Here is a 16022-nt window from a genome sequence, read left to right on the forward strand (position 1 = left end):
GCAAATGATTGAATCTGTTTTGCGTCTTGCTATTAGCCGACGCTGGATGATGATGTTTTTAGCGCTGCTGCTAGTTGCAGTGGGGCTTTGGAGTTATCAAAAATTGCCGATTGACGCGGTGCCTGATATTACCAATGTGCAGGTGCAAATCAGTACCCGAGCAGAAGGTTATTCACCGCAAGAAACCGAGCAAAGAATCACTTATCCGATTGAAAATGCCTTAATGGGCATACCGAATCTTGCCTATACCCGCTCACTGTCGAGATATGGTTTATCACAAGTGACAGTGGTATTTGATGAGGGCACGGATCTATATTTTGCCCGTAACCTTATTAGTGAACGATTAAATGCAATTAAAGGAAAATTGCCTAGTGATATCGAGCCAGAAATGGGGCCAATTACTACCGGCCTTGGCGAGATTTTCATGTATACCATTGAAGCCTTACCTGACGCACAGCAAGCCAATGGCCGTGAATATGATGCGACTGCGCTACGAGAGATCCAAGATTGGATCATCAAACCGCAATTAGCCCAAGTTTCTGGTGTGACAGAAATTAATACCATCGGTGGTTTTGACAAGGAATATCATATTACACCGCACCCAATGAAGATGCTGTCTTATGGCATCGCTTTTGCTGATATTAAATTAGCCATTGAAACCAATAACAGTAACCGTGGTGCAGGTTTTATTGAGCGAGAAGGGCAGCAGCTGACAGTTCGTTCAGCGGCGCAACTTGCTTCGATTAATGATATTGAACAAGTTGTTGTTAAGCATATTGATAATGCGCCAGTGTTTATTAGTGATGTTGCCGATGTTGGTATCGGTAAAGCGCTGAGAACGGGCGCTGCAACACGTGATGGTAAAGAAACAGTACTAGGTAGTGCAATGATGCTGGTGGGGGAAAACTCCCGTCAAGTGTCTTTGGCGGTGGCAAGTAAGCTTGAGGATATCAAGGCGTCATTACCTGAAGGGATTAAAGTAGCAGCGGTCTATGACCGCACGACCTTAGTTGATAAAGCAGTCCATACAGTACAGAAAAACCTCGTTGAAGGCGCATTGCTCGTCATTGTGGTGCTATTCATCCTACTTGGTAACGCTAGGGCTGCATTAATCACAGCTGCAGTTATTCCATTGGCAATGCTGGCAACGATGACAGGCATGGTACAAGCAGGTGTTTCGGCAAACTTAATGAGTTTAGGGGCGTTAGATTTTGGCCTTATTGTCGATGGTGCAGTGATTATTGTAGAAAATGCCACACGCCGTTTAGGTCAAGCTCAGGCGCAAAATGGCGGGCAGGTGTTAGCACGTAAACAAAGGTTGCAACTGGTATACGAAGCCACTAACGAAGTGATTCGTCCAAGCTTATTTGGTGTATTGATTATCACTGTGGTGTATATCCCGCTATTTAGTTTAACGGGCGTGGAAGGAAAAATGTTCCACCCTATGGCTGCTACGGTTGTTATGGCGTTATTGGCGGCATTGGTTTTATCGTTAACCCTAGTGCCAGCGGCTGTTGCTTTGTTCATGACGGGTAAAATCAACGAAAAAGAAAGCCGAGTAATGGCATTAAGTAAATCGGTTTATAAGCCACTCCTTTTGCTTGCGATGAAATTACGTTGGTTGGTATTAAGTGCATCACTAACTCTTGTGGCCTTCTCTATTTGGCTGGCGACGACGTTAGGCTCAGAGTTTATTCCACAGCTTAATGAAGAGGATATATTGCTGCAGGCTATTCGTATTCCAGGTACTGGTTTAGAGCAATCTGTGGAGATGCAATTACTATTGGAAGATCGTATTAAGCACTTTCCAGAAGTCTTAAACGTGTTCTCTAAAATAGGAACGCCTGAGGTGGCGAATGATCCTATGCCGCCCAATATTGCCGACACTTTCATCATGCTAAAACCTCGTAATGAATGGCCTGATCCTAAAATGAGCCATGAAATGTTAGCGGCTGATATTGTGGAGTCTGTTTCGGGGCAACCAGGTAATAATTTTGAGCTAACTCAACCCATTGAGATGCGATTTAATGAGCTCATATCAGGCGTGCGTGCCGATTTGGGGATTAAAGTGGTGGGTGATGACTTACAGCAGTTATTAACTTCAGCTAATGACATTCATGAAGTGTTAGAGAAGATAGACGGTGTGACGGATTTACAAGTCGAGCAAGTGACAGGCTTGCCAATGTTGTCGATTCAACCTGACCGAATGGCGCTTGCTCAATACGGTTTATCAGTACAAGCATTGCAAAATTTTGTGGCGACAGCGATTGGCGGAGATGAGATCGGATTGATTTTTGAAGGCGATCGCCGTTTCAAAATAGTGACTCGATTGCCTGAAAATATCCGTAAAGATGTCGAGCACTTACACAATTTACCAATAGTGATGCCATCTGGTGAGTTTGTTCCTTTATCGGAAGTCGCAAGTTTATCTATTGCGCCATCGCCAAATCAGATCAGTCGCGAAAATGGTAAACGCCGCATTGTGGTTACTGCAAATGTTCGTGGGCGCGATCTGGGATCTTTTGTCGCTGAAGCCAAGAGAGACATTGCCGAACAAGTGGATATTCCAGCAGGTTATTGGCTTGAATATGGTGGAACGTTTGAACAGCTTGAATCAGCCAGTCAACGATTATCAATTGTGGTGCCTTTGACCTTAGCTATTATCTTAGGTTTATTAGTTATGGCGTTTAGCTCTGTCAAAGATGCGTTGATTATTTTTACCGGTATTCCGCTGGCATTAACTGGTGGGGTCATTTCATTGTGGATAAGAGACATGCCATTGTCTGTTTCTGCAGGTGTAGGCTTTATTGCTTTATCGGGTGTGGCTGTACTTAATGGATTGGTATTACTGAGCTTTATCCGTCAACTTCACCAAGAAAAAGGCGAACTATTAAATGCAATTGTTGATGGTGCTTTGATAAGACTAAGGCCTGTGTTAATGACAGCATTGGTTGCCGGACTGGGCTTTGTGCCGATGGCGCTGAATATTGGTACCGGTGCGGAAGTGCAACGTCCGCTTGCGACAGTGGTTATTGGCGGTATTATTTCATCGACTATTCTTACCTTGTTTGTTTTACCTGCTTTGTATCAATGGATACATGGTAGAACTAAAGAGTGAAGTGATTAAGTGTATTTACACATGACAAAGCCCAGCGATTGCTGGGCTTTTCGATAAGTCTTCATATTAACGGTTTAGCTTTGCCCGCATTGCAAGCTGCTTTAATTCAATGCATTGACAGTTAATCAGTAGGATGTTGTATCACCATCTTATATTTTTCAATGAGATGTTGCCGTTTACTGGCAAGCATATTGATTTTACTTGCATCGCCACCAGTGGTTGCTAATAGTCGTATATCCATCACTTTAAACCACAACCAAGGAATATAAGCCAGACCATACATACCAAAGTAGCCGCTTGGCAGTGTCGGTAAGTCATCGAAATGTCGTAATGATTGGTAACTGCGTGTTGCATTGGCGTGGTGATCAGAATGACGTTGTAAATGAAACAGTGCCCAGTTGGAGAAAATATGATTACTGTTCCAACTATGATGAGGCTGCGGAGGCTCATAACGACCATTGGGTAGCGTACGTCTTAATAGGCCATAATGCTCAATATAATTTGCCGAGGTTAACTGCCACATAGACCAAAAAGCGCAAATGAGCAGATAGGGAATGACTGATACACCTAACCAGATCACCAAACCAATAAATAGCGAAAATGTTAATAGCATGGCCTGCCAAAACTCATTGTGTAAACTCAAGGAGGATTTTCCTGCCTTGTTGAGCCGTAACTTTTCGATTTGGTGAGCACGCATGATGGCGCCAGGGAGCTCTCGCAGTGCAAATCGATAGATGCTCTCTCCCATTTGAGCTGAGGCGGGATCTTCTGGTGTGGCCACATGTTTATGATGACCACGATTATGCTCAATAAAAAAATGACCGTAAGCTGCTGGAGCCAACACAATCTTGGCCAACCATTTGTCTATATTTTTACGTTTATGTCCGAGTTCATGGCCAATGTTTAACCCATGCCCACCAATGCTGCCTGCCAACAAGGCAACGGCTAAGTATCCGGAATAACTAAGGGAATAATTGGCAACAAACCAAGCACAATAGATGAATGTTGCCAGTACGACAAACACATTTAACCGTGTAATTCGAGCGTAAAATGGGTCGGATTCGAGTTCAGGAATAACTGATTCAGGTGGATTGCTGGTGTCTTCTCCCATGACATAATCAATTAAGGGAAACAACATATAGACCACTGCAAAAAACAACCATAGAAAAATTTCTTGCTGATAGGTTTGATATAGCAAAGGCCCTGCGACAGCAATAGTGGGGATCAATAATGACAGCCACCAAAAGTGACGTTTTTTGTCTACGTATGTTGTGCCGTCTGTGGCAATAAATACCCCAGCTTTTTCCATGCTGACTCTCCAGAACCATTATTACAATAAGCATGGCCTATCGCTTAAATAAGCTGTTTAACTGTTAACCATACTGTTTATTAGTTAAGCACACATTGCTTTGAAGATAAACCGTGAGGTTTTGGCTGTGGTGACAGGCATATTTTGCGGTTATAGCGCGTTAGTCAAAGCTGTTATAACGCCTTGAGCAATCAAATTACGCTGGAGTTGCTGAATGGCATTAGTATAAAAGCAAAAAAATGGCTCTGCTGGGGGAGCGAGAGCCAAGGACCTGATGAAACTTTTTACTTAACAATCGGGTTAAGGTTTAGATTGCGAGTGCTTTTGGAAACAGTAATTCATTTTCAGTATGAATATGTACCTGTAAATCAGCATCAAATTCAGCCAAGGTTTGGTAGCATTTTTGCCAAGTGCTACATGCTCCATCAGGAACTTGGTAGTTATTGGTGAGTTCGCGTAACTGTTGTAAAACACTGCCTGCATGATCATGTTCATGCTCCATGGCATTAATTGGATTACCAATATGGCCAAAGCAACCATTCACTTCTTCGCCAGCAGCGAGTCTTCTCATCGCAGGGAATAAAATCTGTTCTTCTTTCATTAAATGCGGCATCAAATCAGCAATCAGCGCACCAATTAGCATGGCTAATGGTTTAATCTCTGCATAATCTTCGCCATGGGCTTGCACCATTTTTTGCGAGTATTCAACTAGCAGCGGCGCTGTTTCACGCACGTATTGGTGATGCGTTGCTTCTAAATGGTCAATTAAAGCAGGAATAGGCAAAGCTTGTAATTGCTCAAAGCGAGTGGAAGGCATGGTTGCTCCAAAAGATGCAATAAGTTAATACCTGTATTTTAAATGCGTCTTTTGGTTGGGCAATCATATTGATGAGTAATTGTTAGTTGGATCACATAATTTAAAGGCGAGTATCTCTTACTGAGTACACTTTTGCCCATTTATTAGTGGGCTCACTAAAACCTGTTTACTGACTTGTTGCTGCTCAAGCATGCCACCGATGCGAAGCAACTGATCATGGTGACAAATTAAGCCACGATGATCCATGCTGGGTACATTAAGCGTTACAGGCGTTAACCATTGCATAGATTTAAAATCAAATGTGTATTGAACATTATGAGGGGCGCTCGGGTCGCCGTTATAGCCGATGCCGCTGTAATTGTATGGGTTATTACTGCCAGCCATAAAGATTGCTTGCCCTTCAGATGAATCACTGATTCCTGTGGCAGCCATACGGTAATGTGCAGTGGCTGTTGGTGCTTTATTAAGCTTGGCAGCCTGTTCACTGATCGAATAATGCGGCAATAATTGCCAGCTTATTCTTAAATGATTTTCTGGATTCACTTTACCAAACAAGCACACTGGCGATGACTGATAGTTGCGGCGTTTACCGATATTTGCCTGCACTTTTACACCATCACATAACACGATTTTATTGCCACTCATGGCGACAGCTTGACCAAATACGGCAGGAGCTGGGATAGGACTTGCTTGCTCCCACGTATCTGTTTTAGTGTCGTAAACTTGAACCAAATTAACATTGCCGTCGTTATGCCAGCCACCAAATAAGTAGATATAACGCTGCTGATAAACGCTGGCAGCAGTGTCATCAACAGCTACTGGCATGTCAGCAATTCGCTGGTAGTGATTGGTTAATATATCGAACTGATAATTATCGACAGTGCTGATCTCTTCATGGTTTTTAGCAACTGTGTAGCCACCAAATACATAAGCTTTTTCATCAATACCGACAGCAATTGATGCGAGGCGACCTGCTAACGGCGCAACAAATGGCACAGGTTTTAATGCTTGCCATTGGGAGTCTGAGGTCGAAAGATTAACGCCCCACACTTTATTATGAACCGCTTGGTAGTCTTTTTCTGCTGCTAACCCAGTAAAGCTAATAAGGTAATCCCCTTTAATGGTGGAGACCTTAGCTACGGCATTATTAGACACGCCTTCAGGTAATTGTGGGTAACTCGCATAAGCTAATGGCGCAGCGCACATGGCTGAAATTGTCGTCATTGCTATCGCACCGAGTTGAATTAATCGGCTCATTATCAATCCTTTTGATTTTTTATTGTGGATATTTAACCATATTTGCTCACCCATGGGGTAACCAAACTGCAGTGAATGTAGCGTTAATGGCATGATTTATTATGTTTATCTTGAGCGATTTAAATGCTGCGAGAGTGACGTTTTTACGGTAAGTTAGTTTTTACTAATATCAGTGCCGATGTAAATATAGCTAGCGTTTACGGCCAATATAAAAATCATATAAAACACCGCAAAACACAGGCAAATTGTTATTTTGAATCATAAAAAAAACTCTCGAAGTGTCGTAAGTAAAGTGACCTCGGCTCAATTTATCCATCGCTGGTTAATGTTAATATTGGCTATCCCAATTGTGATTTGGGGTTTTACGGGCAGCTATTTCGTGTTGATGGATATTGGCTTTATCCGAAGCGATCATATTGCCGTGGAAAAATCAGATAAAATTAACCCACTATCAGTGTCTTACCCTATTTCCAAGCTCTATCAAGACTTCCCTGACGCTAAAAGCATCAGCGTGAAATCATTGCTTCAACAAGCTGTTTATCACGTGACGCTAACTGAAAAAACCGTATTGGTTAGTGCCCAATCGGGTACGCAACTCGATGCAATAACCCATGAGCAGGCAACAAAGATAGCTCAGTCTTTTCAGCATAATAATGCTGTTTCACCTTCAGCCAGCATTGCTGCGGCTAAGTTATTAGTAGATCAAGCTCCAGCTGAGCTAGCTTCAAGGCATTTACCTGTTTGGCAGGTGGTGTTTGATGATATGGCCAAAACGACATTGTATATATCAGCACAGACAGGCGATGTGGTGACAAAACGTCATGAATATTGGCGTTGGTTTGACCTGTTTTGGAAATGGCACATTATGGATTATGACGAAGGGGAAGCGATTGATAATGCATTATTGTTTTACAGTGCAATAGGCTCATTTATCGCCGTTTTTGCAGGGTGTGTTTTACTTTGGCAACGCCGAAAGAGGTATTGCTAATGAAAGGGAAAGCGCTCAAACGTTGGTTACGAGTCGGTCATTATTGGTTAGGAGTGATCGTCGGTGTGCAGTTGCTCATTTGGTTGGGTACAGGTATTTATTTCAACATCACGCCCCATGAATCGCTTAAAGGTAAGTTGTACTTTAAAACGGCACCACAATTAGAAAAGCAGTCATTTAGCGTTAACGAACTCTTGCCGTTAGCCTCAATATTGGCAAGAGTAAAATCTGTAGAGCAGGTAAGTCTGATTACTTTGAATCAGCGAGCCGTATATGTGTTAGATGAACAAGTGCAGCGTTATCCACATGACTGCCAACAGCAAACTCTCATCGATGCGTTGAGCGGCGAAAAAATGATGATTGACGCGCATCTTGCTGAGCAGTTAGCCAAGCATACCTACACAGGTCACGGTAAGGTTATACAAACGCAAAAAATGACTGCGCCTTTTGATGAATGGCCCAAAGAATGTAATCCATTATGGCAAGTCAGTATTGATGACGATGTGAGTACACAAATTTATGTTAACGCGATTAATGGCCGAGTTGTTGGCCATAAAAATGATCAGACTGAACTCGCTGACTTAATGTTTAAATTGCACTTTATGGACTACTTGCACCAAGGCAGTTTTAATAATCCTTTTAGTTGGCTATTTGGGTTAATGATGCTGACTTTATCGCTTACAGGTTTGTATTGGGTGATTGAAAATATGGTGATGAAGCGGTATCGATTTAAGATTACTTAATTCGTCGAGCAGTAGGTAAAACATGGAAAACAAAAAAGGCTAATCATCTCTGATTAGCCTTTTTAAATGCAGCAAACTTAAGAATCGCTTCTTAGTTCATGCCGTATTTTTTTAATTTCTTACGTAAAGTACCACGGTTGATACCTAACATGTTCGCAGCACGTGTTTGGTTACCACGAGTGTGTTGCATGATGATGTCTAGTAATGGTGCTTCAACTTCGCTTAAAACCATTTCATATACTTCAGACGCTTCTTGACCGTCTAACTGAGAGAAGAAGTTTGTTACTGCACGCTTTACTGCGTCACGTAATAGTTGTGGCTTGATTGTACCGTTAGCGGTTTCAATCTTACCTACGGTTAGCTGGTGAACTTCTGTGTTAGTAGTTGTCTGATCAAACATTCTATTCTGCTCTTTATATTAAAAATTTACTAATTCATCAAAGTAACATTCCACAAGGGAATATTGCTGTTCAGCGGTTTCAAGCCTATTGAAGTCAGCACGGAATTGTCGCTGTTCTTCTTGGTTTAGGTACCATCCCATATGCTTTCTCGCAAATCGGACACCTTTGTATTCGCCGTACAATTCGTACAATTTGTTCAGGTGTTCGAGCATGATTTCTCGTTGCTCGCTCGCCTCAACTGGCGGTAATTTTTTACCTGTTTCCAAGTAGTGGTGAATTTCTCTAAAAATCCACGGTCTGCCTTGGGCTCCTCGTCCTACCATCAAAGCATCGGCGCCTGTGTAATCTAAGACAAACTTAGCTTTTTCAGGACTGTCGATATCTCCGTTAGCAACAACAGGGATTGAGACATTTTGTTTTATTGCTTTAATCGTGTCGTACTCGGCAAAGCCTTTATACATGCATTGTCTCGTTCTACCGTGAACGGCGAGCGATGCAATACCACAATTTTCAGCAATGTGGGCAATTTCAACACCATTACGATGTTCAGGTTGCCAACCTGTGCGGATCTTAAGTGTTACAGGGACATCAACTGCACTAACAACAGCCTGTAAAATCTCTTTCACTAGCTGGGGATCTTGCATTAATGCCGAGCCTGCAAGCTTCTTATTCACTTTTTTTGCCGGACAGCCCATATTGATATCAATGATATGCGCACCTTGTTCAACGTTGAACTGGGCGGCATTTGCCATTAAATCAGGATCTGCACCTGCAATTTGTACTGAGCGAATACCTTCTTCACCAGAATGCATCATGCGCTGGCGGCTTTTATCGGTATCCCAAACATCAGGATTCGATGAAAGCATTTCTGATACTGCTAGGCCTGCGCCATAGCGTAAACAGAGGTTTCTAAAAGCGCGATCGGTGACACCTGCCATTGGTGCCACGATCAGCTGATTGCTCAGTTGATAAGGGCCAATTTGCATTGAGTTAATCACCTTGCTCGTCAAAGGGGCGCTATATTAGCCCTTTTTTGCGCTGCTGAAAAGGTCAATAAATGAACTAAATGTAACTTTTTTTCTTGACTTTTAGTTGGGGAGTCGTAATAGCCCCTTTTGGCAGAGATCTAGCTGCCATAAGGGGTGTACTGCCTTTACCGTTATTTACGTGTACCTGTCAAGCGGCTCCAGTCTTCTTTGTGAGCCGCTTCATCCATGATGAACCATTGACTGTAAAATTGTGATATTTCTTCTGCTTGCTCTTGTAGGAGGCCAGATAGGGCTAATTTACCGCCTGTTTTAACCTTTTCTGCAATTAAAGGCGCTAATTCACGTAAAGGACCCGCAAGAATGTTAGCAACCAAGATATCAGCTTGCAGATTGTCAGGTTGGTTCTCTGGTAAATATAGCGCTAATTTATCTGCAACGCCGTTACGTTCTGCATTGGCAGTTGATGCATCAATCGCTTGATAATCAATATCGACACCAGTAACTGTTTTAGCGCCAAGTTTTAGTGCTGCAATGGCTAAAATACCTGAGCCACAACCAAAATCGATCACTTCTTTATCAGATAAATCTAAGCTATCTAACCACTCTAAACATAATGCTGTGGTTGGGTGGGTACCTGTTCCGAAGGCAAGACCTGGATCAAGAATAACGTTAACAGCATCAGGCTCAGGAATATCACGCCAGCTTGGGCAGATCCATAAGCGGTTACCAAATTTAATCGGGTGAAAGCTGTCCATCCATTCACGAACCCAATCTTTATCTTCAATCTGTTCGATTTTATGTGTAAACCCTTTGCCTAGATAAGGCAGGGTTTCTAAAAAGCTCACTGTCGGAGCTAAGTCGGTGCCAGCATCAAACAGGGCAATCACGATAGTGTCTTGCCAAAGTGGTGTTTCGCCTAATTTGGGTTCGAATATCGGTGTGTCTTTACCATCTTCATAGGTAATTGATACAGAACCTTGCTCCATTAAGAGGTCGCCAAGCGCGTCGGCATGGTCGCTGTGAGTACTAATGCGAAGTTGAATCCAAGGCATGGAGTTTTCCTATGAGAATAATTTAATGGCCTATTGTACCTGCTTGGCGGGTAAAACAGCAGCATTTGATAGTGAAATATTGCTCAATTGCATTGAAAGGGCCATTTTCACACCTTTTGCTACTGGTTAATCTTTAAGCTATTAATATCCATGATGAAATCATCATATTCATCCGTTTGTTTGAATGTCACGATAAATTTATGAAACATAAGGTAAATTTTGAGTTCTTAAATTTGAACAATCTGTGACTGTGATCAACTTCTAAAAGACGGTGAATGCAGGGTGAGCTTGATCACGATTTAATTTTCTAGCACAAGGAGAAATAGTGATAACTGATAAGCTGAAATCACCAGCAATATGTCATTAACAGGCATGAGAACTATGACAGCTTCATCACAAACACAAAATCAAAAAATACATGACGTATCGTCAAAAGGGTACTTGAACCCCATTTGGGCTGCCAGAGCGGATAAATTACAAAGTGCCACTGGATTACTATTGGGCTTCTTTATCATTATGCATTTGCATTTTGAGTCGAGCATCCTAATCAGTAAAGAGGCGTTTTATCATGTGGGTCACTTTCTAGAGGGGGGAATATTCAGTGAAACTGGACATGGCTTCCCAGTACTAACCAAATTTATCTCTGCCTTCATGTTAATTGTGGTGATTATTCATGCTGCATTTGCCTTGCGCCGCTTTCCTGCGCAAATTCAACAATGGCGAGCACTACGCAGCCAAATGACCATTATGCCGCACCAAGATACTAAAATTTGGTTCTGGCAGCTGATCACTGGCTTCTTATTATTCTTCCTCGCGCCAGTTCATCTCTACGATATGATCACTAACCCTGCGATTGGTCCGCATTTATCAGCAGAACGTGTTTACCACCAAGATGTGTGGATGCTGTATGTATTACTGCTTCCTGCCGTTGTGATTCATGCCATGTTCGGCTTATACCGTGTTGCCGTTAAGTGGGGCATTACCACTAAACGTATGGCAGCGTTAAAACTTGCCAAGTTTATGGTGATTTACTTGATGATTATTGGTATCGCAAGTTTGATGACTTACATCGTGATTGGTCAATCGTTGGAGTTACCAGTGACTCCTTTTGTGCCGAGCTAGAAGCTTAAGAGTTTTAGGTTAATGAGTCACATATGCCATTAACCTCGTATCGAATTTAAGGAATACCCGTGAAAATAATTTATACAGACTCATTAGTCGTTGGCGCAGGCCTTGCTGGTTTGCGCGTTGCTATTGCTTCAAAAGAACGTGGTTTAGATACCGTGGTGTTATCGCTTATCCCTGCTAAGCGTTCTCACTCTGCAGCGGCTCAAGGTGGCATGCAAGCGAGCCTTGGTAATACAGTTAAAGGTATGGGTGATGATGAAGATGTCCATTTCCAAGATACTGTAAAAGGGTCTGATTGGGGCTGCGATCAAGACGTAGCAAGAATGTTTGCTCATTGCGCGCCAAAAGCGGTGCGTGAATTAGCTAACTGGGGTGTGCCTTGGTCTCGTATTACTGCTGGCGATCGGCAAGTGGTCGTTAATGCTGAAAAAGTCACTATTACCGAAGCTGAAAAAGCCCATGGCTTAATTAATGCCCGTGACTTTGGTGGTACTAAAAAATGGCGTACTTGCTATACCGCTGACGGTACAGGTCATTCATTGTTATATGCAGTAGATAATAAAGCCATTGAAATGGACATTCCTGTTCATGAACGTATTGAAGCTTTATCACTTATCCATGATGGCAAACGCTGTCATGGTGTGATTGCACGCTGTTTAATTACAGGTGAATTACGTGCCTATATTGGCAAGGCAACCACTATTGCTACTGGCGGCTATGGTCGTATTTACGAAGTGTCTACCAATGCAATCATCTGTGAAGGTATAGGCCAAGCATTGGCATTAGATACGGGCGTTGCCGCCTTAGGCAACATGGAAGCGGTGCAGTTCCACCCAACAGCCATTGTGCCAGTAGGGATTTTAACCACAGAAGGGTGTCGTGGTGATGGCGGCTTATTACGTGATAAAGATGGTCATCGCTTTATGCCTGACTATGAGCCTGAAAAGAAAGAGCTCGCATCACGTGATGTGGTATCACGCCGCATGACCGAGCATATGCGCAAGGGTAAAGGGGTTGATAGCCCTTATGGCCCACACTTATGGCTCGATATTACTCTACTTGGTCGTAAACACGTTGAAACCAACTTACGTGAAGTTAAAGAGATTTGTGAAAACTTCCTTGGTATCGACCCTGCGAAAGATTGGATTCCAGTCAGACCAACTCAGCATTACTCAATGGGCGGCATACGCACGAATGCTACCGGTGAAAGTCCGCAGCTTGCAGGTTTATTCAGTGTCGGTGAGGCAGCCTGTTGGGATATGCATGGCTTTAACCGTTTAGGCGGTAACTCACTAGCAGAAACCGTGGTTGGCGGCATGATTATCGGTAAGTATGTCGCTGATTTTTGTGAGAAGAATACCCTAGAGATTAATACACAAGTCATCGATGACACCATGTCAAAATTACAAGGCGAAATTGATGAGCTATTAGTCGGTGAAGGTACTGAAAACGTATTTGATATCAAACTCGCTATGCAGCGCATTATGATGAATTACGTGGGTATTTTCCGTAATGGCCCTGAGCTTGAAAAAGCCGTCAGCGAGTTAAAAGACTTGCTTAAACGCAGTAAAAATATTGGCCTTAAGTGCAAAAAACGTCACGCTAACCCTGAATTAGTTGAAGCATTAAGAGTCCCGCGTATGCTGCGTGTTGCCCTAACGGTTGCATGTGGTGCCAATGCGCGCACAGAAAGCCGTGGTGCCCATGCCCGTGAAGATTACCCGCAACGTAACGATAAAGAGTGGTTAAATCGCACACTATCAACATGGCCAGATGAAAATGCACTTGAGCCAGAACTACATTACGAGCAACTTGATGTGATGAAGATGGAGTTGCCACCAGGATATCGTGGCTATGGTAATGACAATGCCGTGGCGCATCCTGATACTGCAGCGCGTGAAGCCCAAATTGCCGATATTCTTGCCGAATTAGGTGATGATGCCGACCGATTTGACAAACAAGCAGCCATCATGCCTTTTGAATTACCCGAAACATTACGTCCTCGTAATGAAAGATTAAGTGACACAAGCCCTGTGTCGGGAGAGAAGTAATGAGTGCACCACGTACTATCAGTTTTGATATTTTTCGTTATGATCCACAAGATCCTAACGATAAGCCAAAGATGGTGACTTACGAGATCACTGAAGCGCCAGGAATGACAGTGTTTATTGCATTAAACCTGTTACGTGAGCAGCAAGATCCTTCTTTGCAGTTTGATTTTGTTTGTCGTGCAGGCATTTGTGGCAGCTGCGCCATGGTGATTAATGGCAAACCAACACTAGCGTGTCGCACACTGACGGCTAATTTCCCTGATGGCAAAATTAAACTTATGCCATTACCAGGATTCGAGCTAATTGGCGATTTATCGGTGAATACTGGTAAGTTTATGCGTGAGCTGGCAGAGCGTTTACAACTGTGGCTGCAACCAGACAGTAATGACATCGACATTCACCGCTTAGAAAACCCAATGGATCCAGCTGAAGCGGCTAAGTTATATGAGCTAGAGCGCTGTGTTGAATGTGGTGTGTGTGTTTCTGCGTGTGCGACCAAACAAATGAAAGACACTTTTGTTGGCGCTGTGGGTATGATGAAAATCGCTCGTTTTGAAATGGATAGCCGTGATACCCGCACAGCGGAAGATTTCTATCATGTGATTGGTAATCAAGATGGTGTATTTGGTTGTATGACCTTATTGGGTTGCCAAGACGCTTGTCCAAAAGATTTACCGCATATGCAGCAAATCGCTTACCTAAGACGTAAGATGGCGCAAACGATTGTGAGCTGTTAATTAATCGCTAAACATTTAAAAGCCGCATATCTGCAGAGGTAAGCGGCTTTTTTGTCTGCCATTTTGAACAAATCAAGGTCACGGAACTTAGTTAATATCAGTTTTAGACATATGGATTTCATACTGGATTTCCAAACTCCGTTTGGATTAACGTCGTGGCGCTTCGCCCACACCAGAGTCAAGGGGGAAAGCGCTTGTCCCCCTTAACAAACCCTCAGCGCCCCTAACGAAAAATGCTGGAAAGCGCATAATTTTCGATGGGGATTGATCCAGCTTTAAACTTCGTTTGTTGCTAACTTCAGACTTATTCGAAAATGCTAACGCTTCCGATGGTGCATCCCTGCACCGCGAAAGCTATGCTCACATCCATGTGAGCATCACGCTATTTTCTTCAACGTCCTCAATTCAAATTGAGCGCCTTTTAGCTCTTTAAATTGACACGAATGCAGTCAAATCGAAGAGAAAATAATCCCAGTGTAGATGCGTTCAAGACCTTCGAAAACAAGGCGAAGTTTCACAGTGTGAAACACTCTGAGCGAGAGGCATGGATGCCGAACTGGCCGCTTAACATGGATGTTATTTGTTTTCGTAGAGCCCACATGGATGTGTTAACGGCGTGTCTTGGATGTATCTGCATAAAAGGTCTCTCTTTCACATCCATGTGATCGCGACATTCGTATATCCTATACAGCACCTGCGGCAGGCAATGGATTAGATTGAAGTGATGACCTACGATAACTTAGTTAATAAAAACTAAGTAAAACATTGAATTAAAGCCATAAATTATATTAAAGTATAACCACTTAAGGACAGCGTTGGGTAACCTCGAATACAATCATCGGGCATGCCATTTAGGGAAGAAAAGCCATTTAATAAAATGTGCCTATCGCCAACCTATAAAGTTTACTCTGCCCCCACTAATTTTGGTCCGCTTAGCGAGGGGTTATATTTCAAGGAGGAAACATGCCACATCACCCATCACTAGATGAAGTATTAGAAGAACGCTCTGATTACGAATGGCTTGAAGCTAATATTTCTGGGTTTTCCTTAGGTAATTTCGCTGACTCAGAGAATGAAAAAGGCGACATTATCACCTCTAGCTTTAGCTTATTTTCTGGCTTATCCAATTCAGAATACGGCACATATTCATATAAAAGAGCTACTATCTCGATTGAGGAAGCAGAAGAGAGTTTATTGCAAAACCTTGAAGGTAAGTTTCCTCTCGGCAGTATAAACTACGATGATGCCGAAAGGACTTTTATCACAATTCGTTTAAGTAAAAAGCTCTATAGTAGCTTGCTAACATTATTAACAAACAATATTGATAATTTGATTATAAAAATAGCAATCCCAAAGTGGGATGATTCTGAAGCAAAATGTTTGCCGCTGCTCAAATACCAAATCACTTATAAGCAAGAAAATAAAATATAAC

General features: G+C 42.7%; 12 protein-coding genes and 1 pseudogene. 7 read left to right on the plus strand and 6 right to left on the minus strand.

The window, feature by feature from the left end:
• The first annotated feature begins 4 nt into the window (after positions 1-4).
• Positions 5-3118 (plus strand): efflux RND transporter permease subunit, encoded by a 3114-nt coding sequence (locus AB4128_RS05250; RefSeq protein WP_372037186.1) that lies wholly within the window; start codon positions 5-7, stop codon positions 3116-3118.
• 121 nt (positions 3119-3239) lie between these two features.
• Here the strand turns inward: AB4128_RS05250 and AB4128_RS05255 are convergent, their stop codons facing one another.
• The 3 genes and pseudogenes from AB4128_RS05255 to AB4128_RS05265 form a co-directional block, all read right to left on the minus strand.
• Positions 3240-4427: an alkane 1-monooxygenase gene (locus AB4128_RS05255; RefSeq protein ID WP_372037187.1), complete on the minus strand. Its 1188-nt coding sequence runs from the start codon at positions 4425-4427 to the stop codon at positions 3240-3242.
• A 307-nt stretch (positions 4428-4734) separates the two neighbouring features.
• Positions 4735-5250: pseudogene (locus tag AB4128_RS05260) on the minus strand (hemerythrin domain-containing protein); the annotation flags it as partial.
• A 111-nt stretch (positions 5251-5361) separates the two neighbouring features.
• Entirely contained in the window at positions 5362-6501 is a 1140-nt protein-coding gene (locus AB4128_RS05265) for a Kelch repeat-containing protein (RefSeq protein ID WP_372037188.1), read from the minus strand.
• 253 nt (positions 6502-6754) lie between these two features.
• On the opposite strand from AB4128_RS05265, the gene AB4128_RS05270 reads away from it, so the two are divergent.
• Positions 6755-7489: a peptidase gene (locus tag AB4128_RS05270; protein ID WP_372037189.1), complete on the plus strand. Its 735-nt coding sequence runs from the start codon at positions 6755-6757 to the stop codon at positions 7487-7489.
• Entirely contained in the window at positions 7489-8232 is a 744-nt protein-coding gene (locus tag AB4128_RS05275) for a PepSY domain-containing protein (RefSeq protein ID WP_372037190.1), read from the plus strand. The genes AB4128_RS05270 and AB4128_RS05275 overlap by 1 nt, the downstream gene beginning before the upstream one ends.
• 91 nt (positions 8233-8323) lie before the next feature.
• Here the strand turns inward: AB4128_RS05275 and fis are convergent, their stop codons facing one another.
• The 3 genes from fis to prmA form a co-directional block, all read right to left on the minus strand.
• Positions 8324-8632, minus strand: coding sequence for a DNA-binding transcriptional regulator Fis (gene fis / locus AB4128_RS05280; RefSeq protein WP_055023591.1), 309 nt, complete (start codon positions 8630-8632; stop codon positions 8324-8326).
• Positions 8633-8650: 18 nt separating this feature from the next.
• Entirely contained in the window at positions 8651-9619 is a 969-nt protein-coding gene (gene dusB, locus AB4128_RS05285; RefSeq protein WP_372037191.1) for a tRNA dihydrouridine synthase DusB, read from the minus strand.
• Between the two features lie 173 nt (positions 9620-9792).
• The gene (prmA, locus tag AB4128_RS05290; protein WP_055023589.1) at positions 9793-10674 is read right to left on the minus strand and encodes a 50S ribosomal protein L11 methyltransferase; all 882 of its coding nucleotides are present in this window, start codon (positions 10672-10674) and stop codon (positions 9793-9795) included.
• A gap of 381 nt (positions 10675-11055) precedes the next feature.
• Here prmA and AB4128_RS05295 point away from each other — a divergent pair, with 381 nt between their 5' ends.
• The 4 genes from AB4128_RS05295 to AB4128_RS05310 all read left to right on the plus strand — a co-directional run bounded on the left by AB4128_RS05295 (position 11056) and on the right by AB4128_RS05310 (position 16021).
• Positions 11056-11796: a fumarate reductase cytochrome b subunit gene (locus tag AB4128_RS05295; protein ID WP_055023588.1), complete on the plus strand. Its 741-nt coding sequence runs from the start codon at positions 11056-11058 to the stop codon at positions 11794-11796.
• Between the two features lie 68 nt (positions 11797-11864).
• Complete coding sequence (locus AB4128_RS05300; protein ID WP_055023587.1) at positions 11865-13853, plus strand: fumarate reductase flavoprotein subunit; 1989 nt, start codon at positions 11865-11867, stop codon at positions 13851-13853.
• On the plus strand, positions 13853-14590 hold the full coding sequence (locus AB4128_RS05305; RefSeq protein ID WP_055023586.1) for a fumarate reductase iron-sulfur subunit: 738 nt from the start codon (positions 13853-13855) through the stop codon (positions 14588-14590). The genes AB4128_RS05300 and AB4128_RS05305 overlap by 1 nt, the downstream gene beginning before the upstream one ends.
• Before the next feature lie 963 nt (positions 14591-15553).
• Positions 15554-16021, plus strand: a complete 468-nt coding sequence (locus AB4128_RS05310) for a hypothetical protein (protein WP_372037192.1) — start codon at positions 15554-15556, stop codon at positions 16019-16021.
• Position 16022: the final 1 nt, after the last annotated feature.

This window comes from Shewanella sp. 10N.286.52.A9 (assembly GCF_041468985.1).
In the GTDB taxonomy this organism is placed as follows: Bacteria; Pseudomonadota; Gammaproteobacteria; order Enterobacterales; family Shewanellaceae; genus Shewanella; species Shewanella japonica.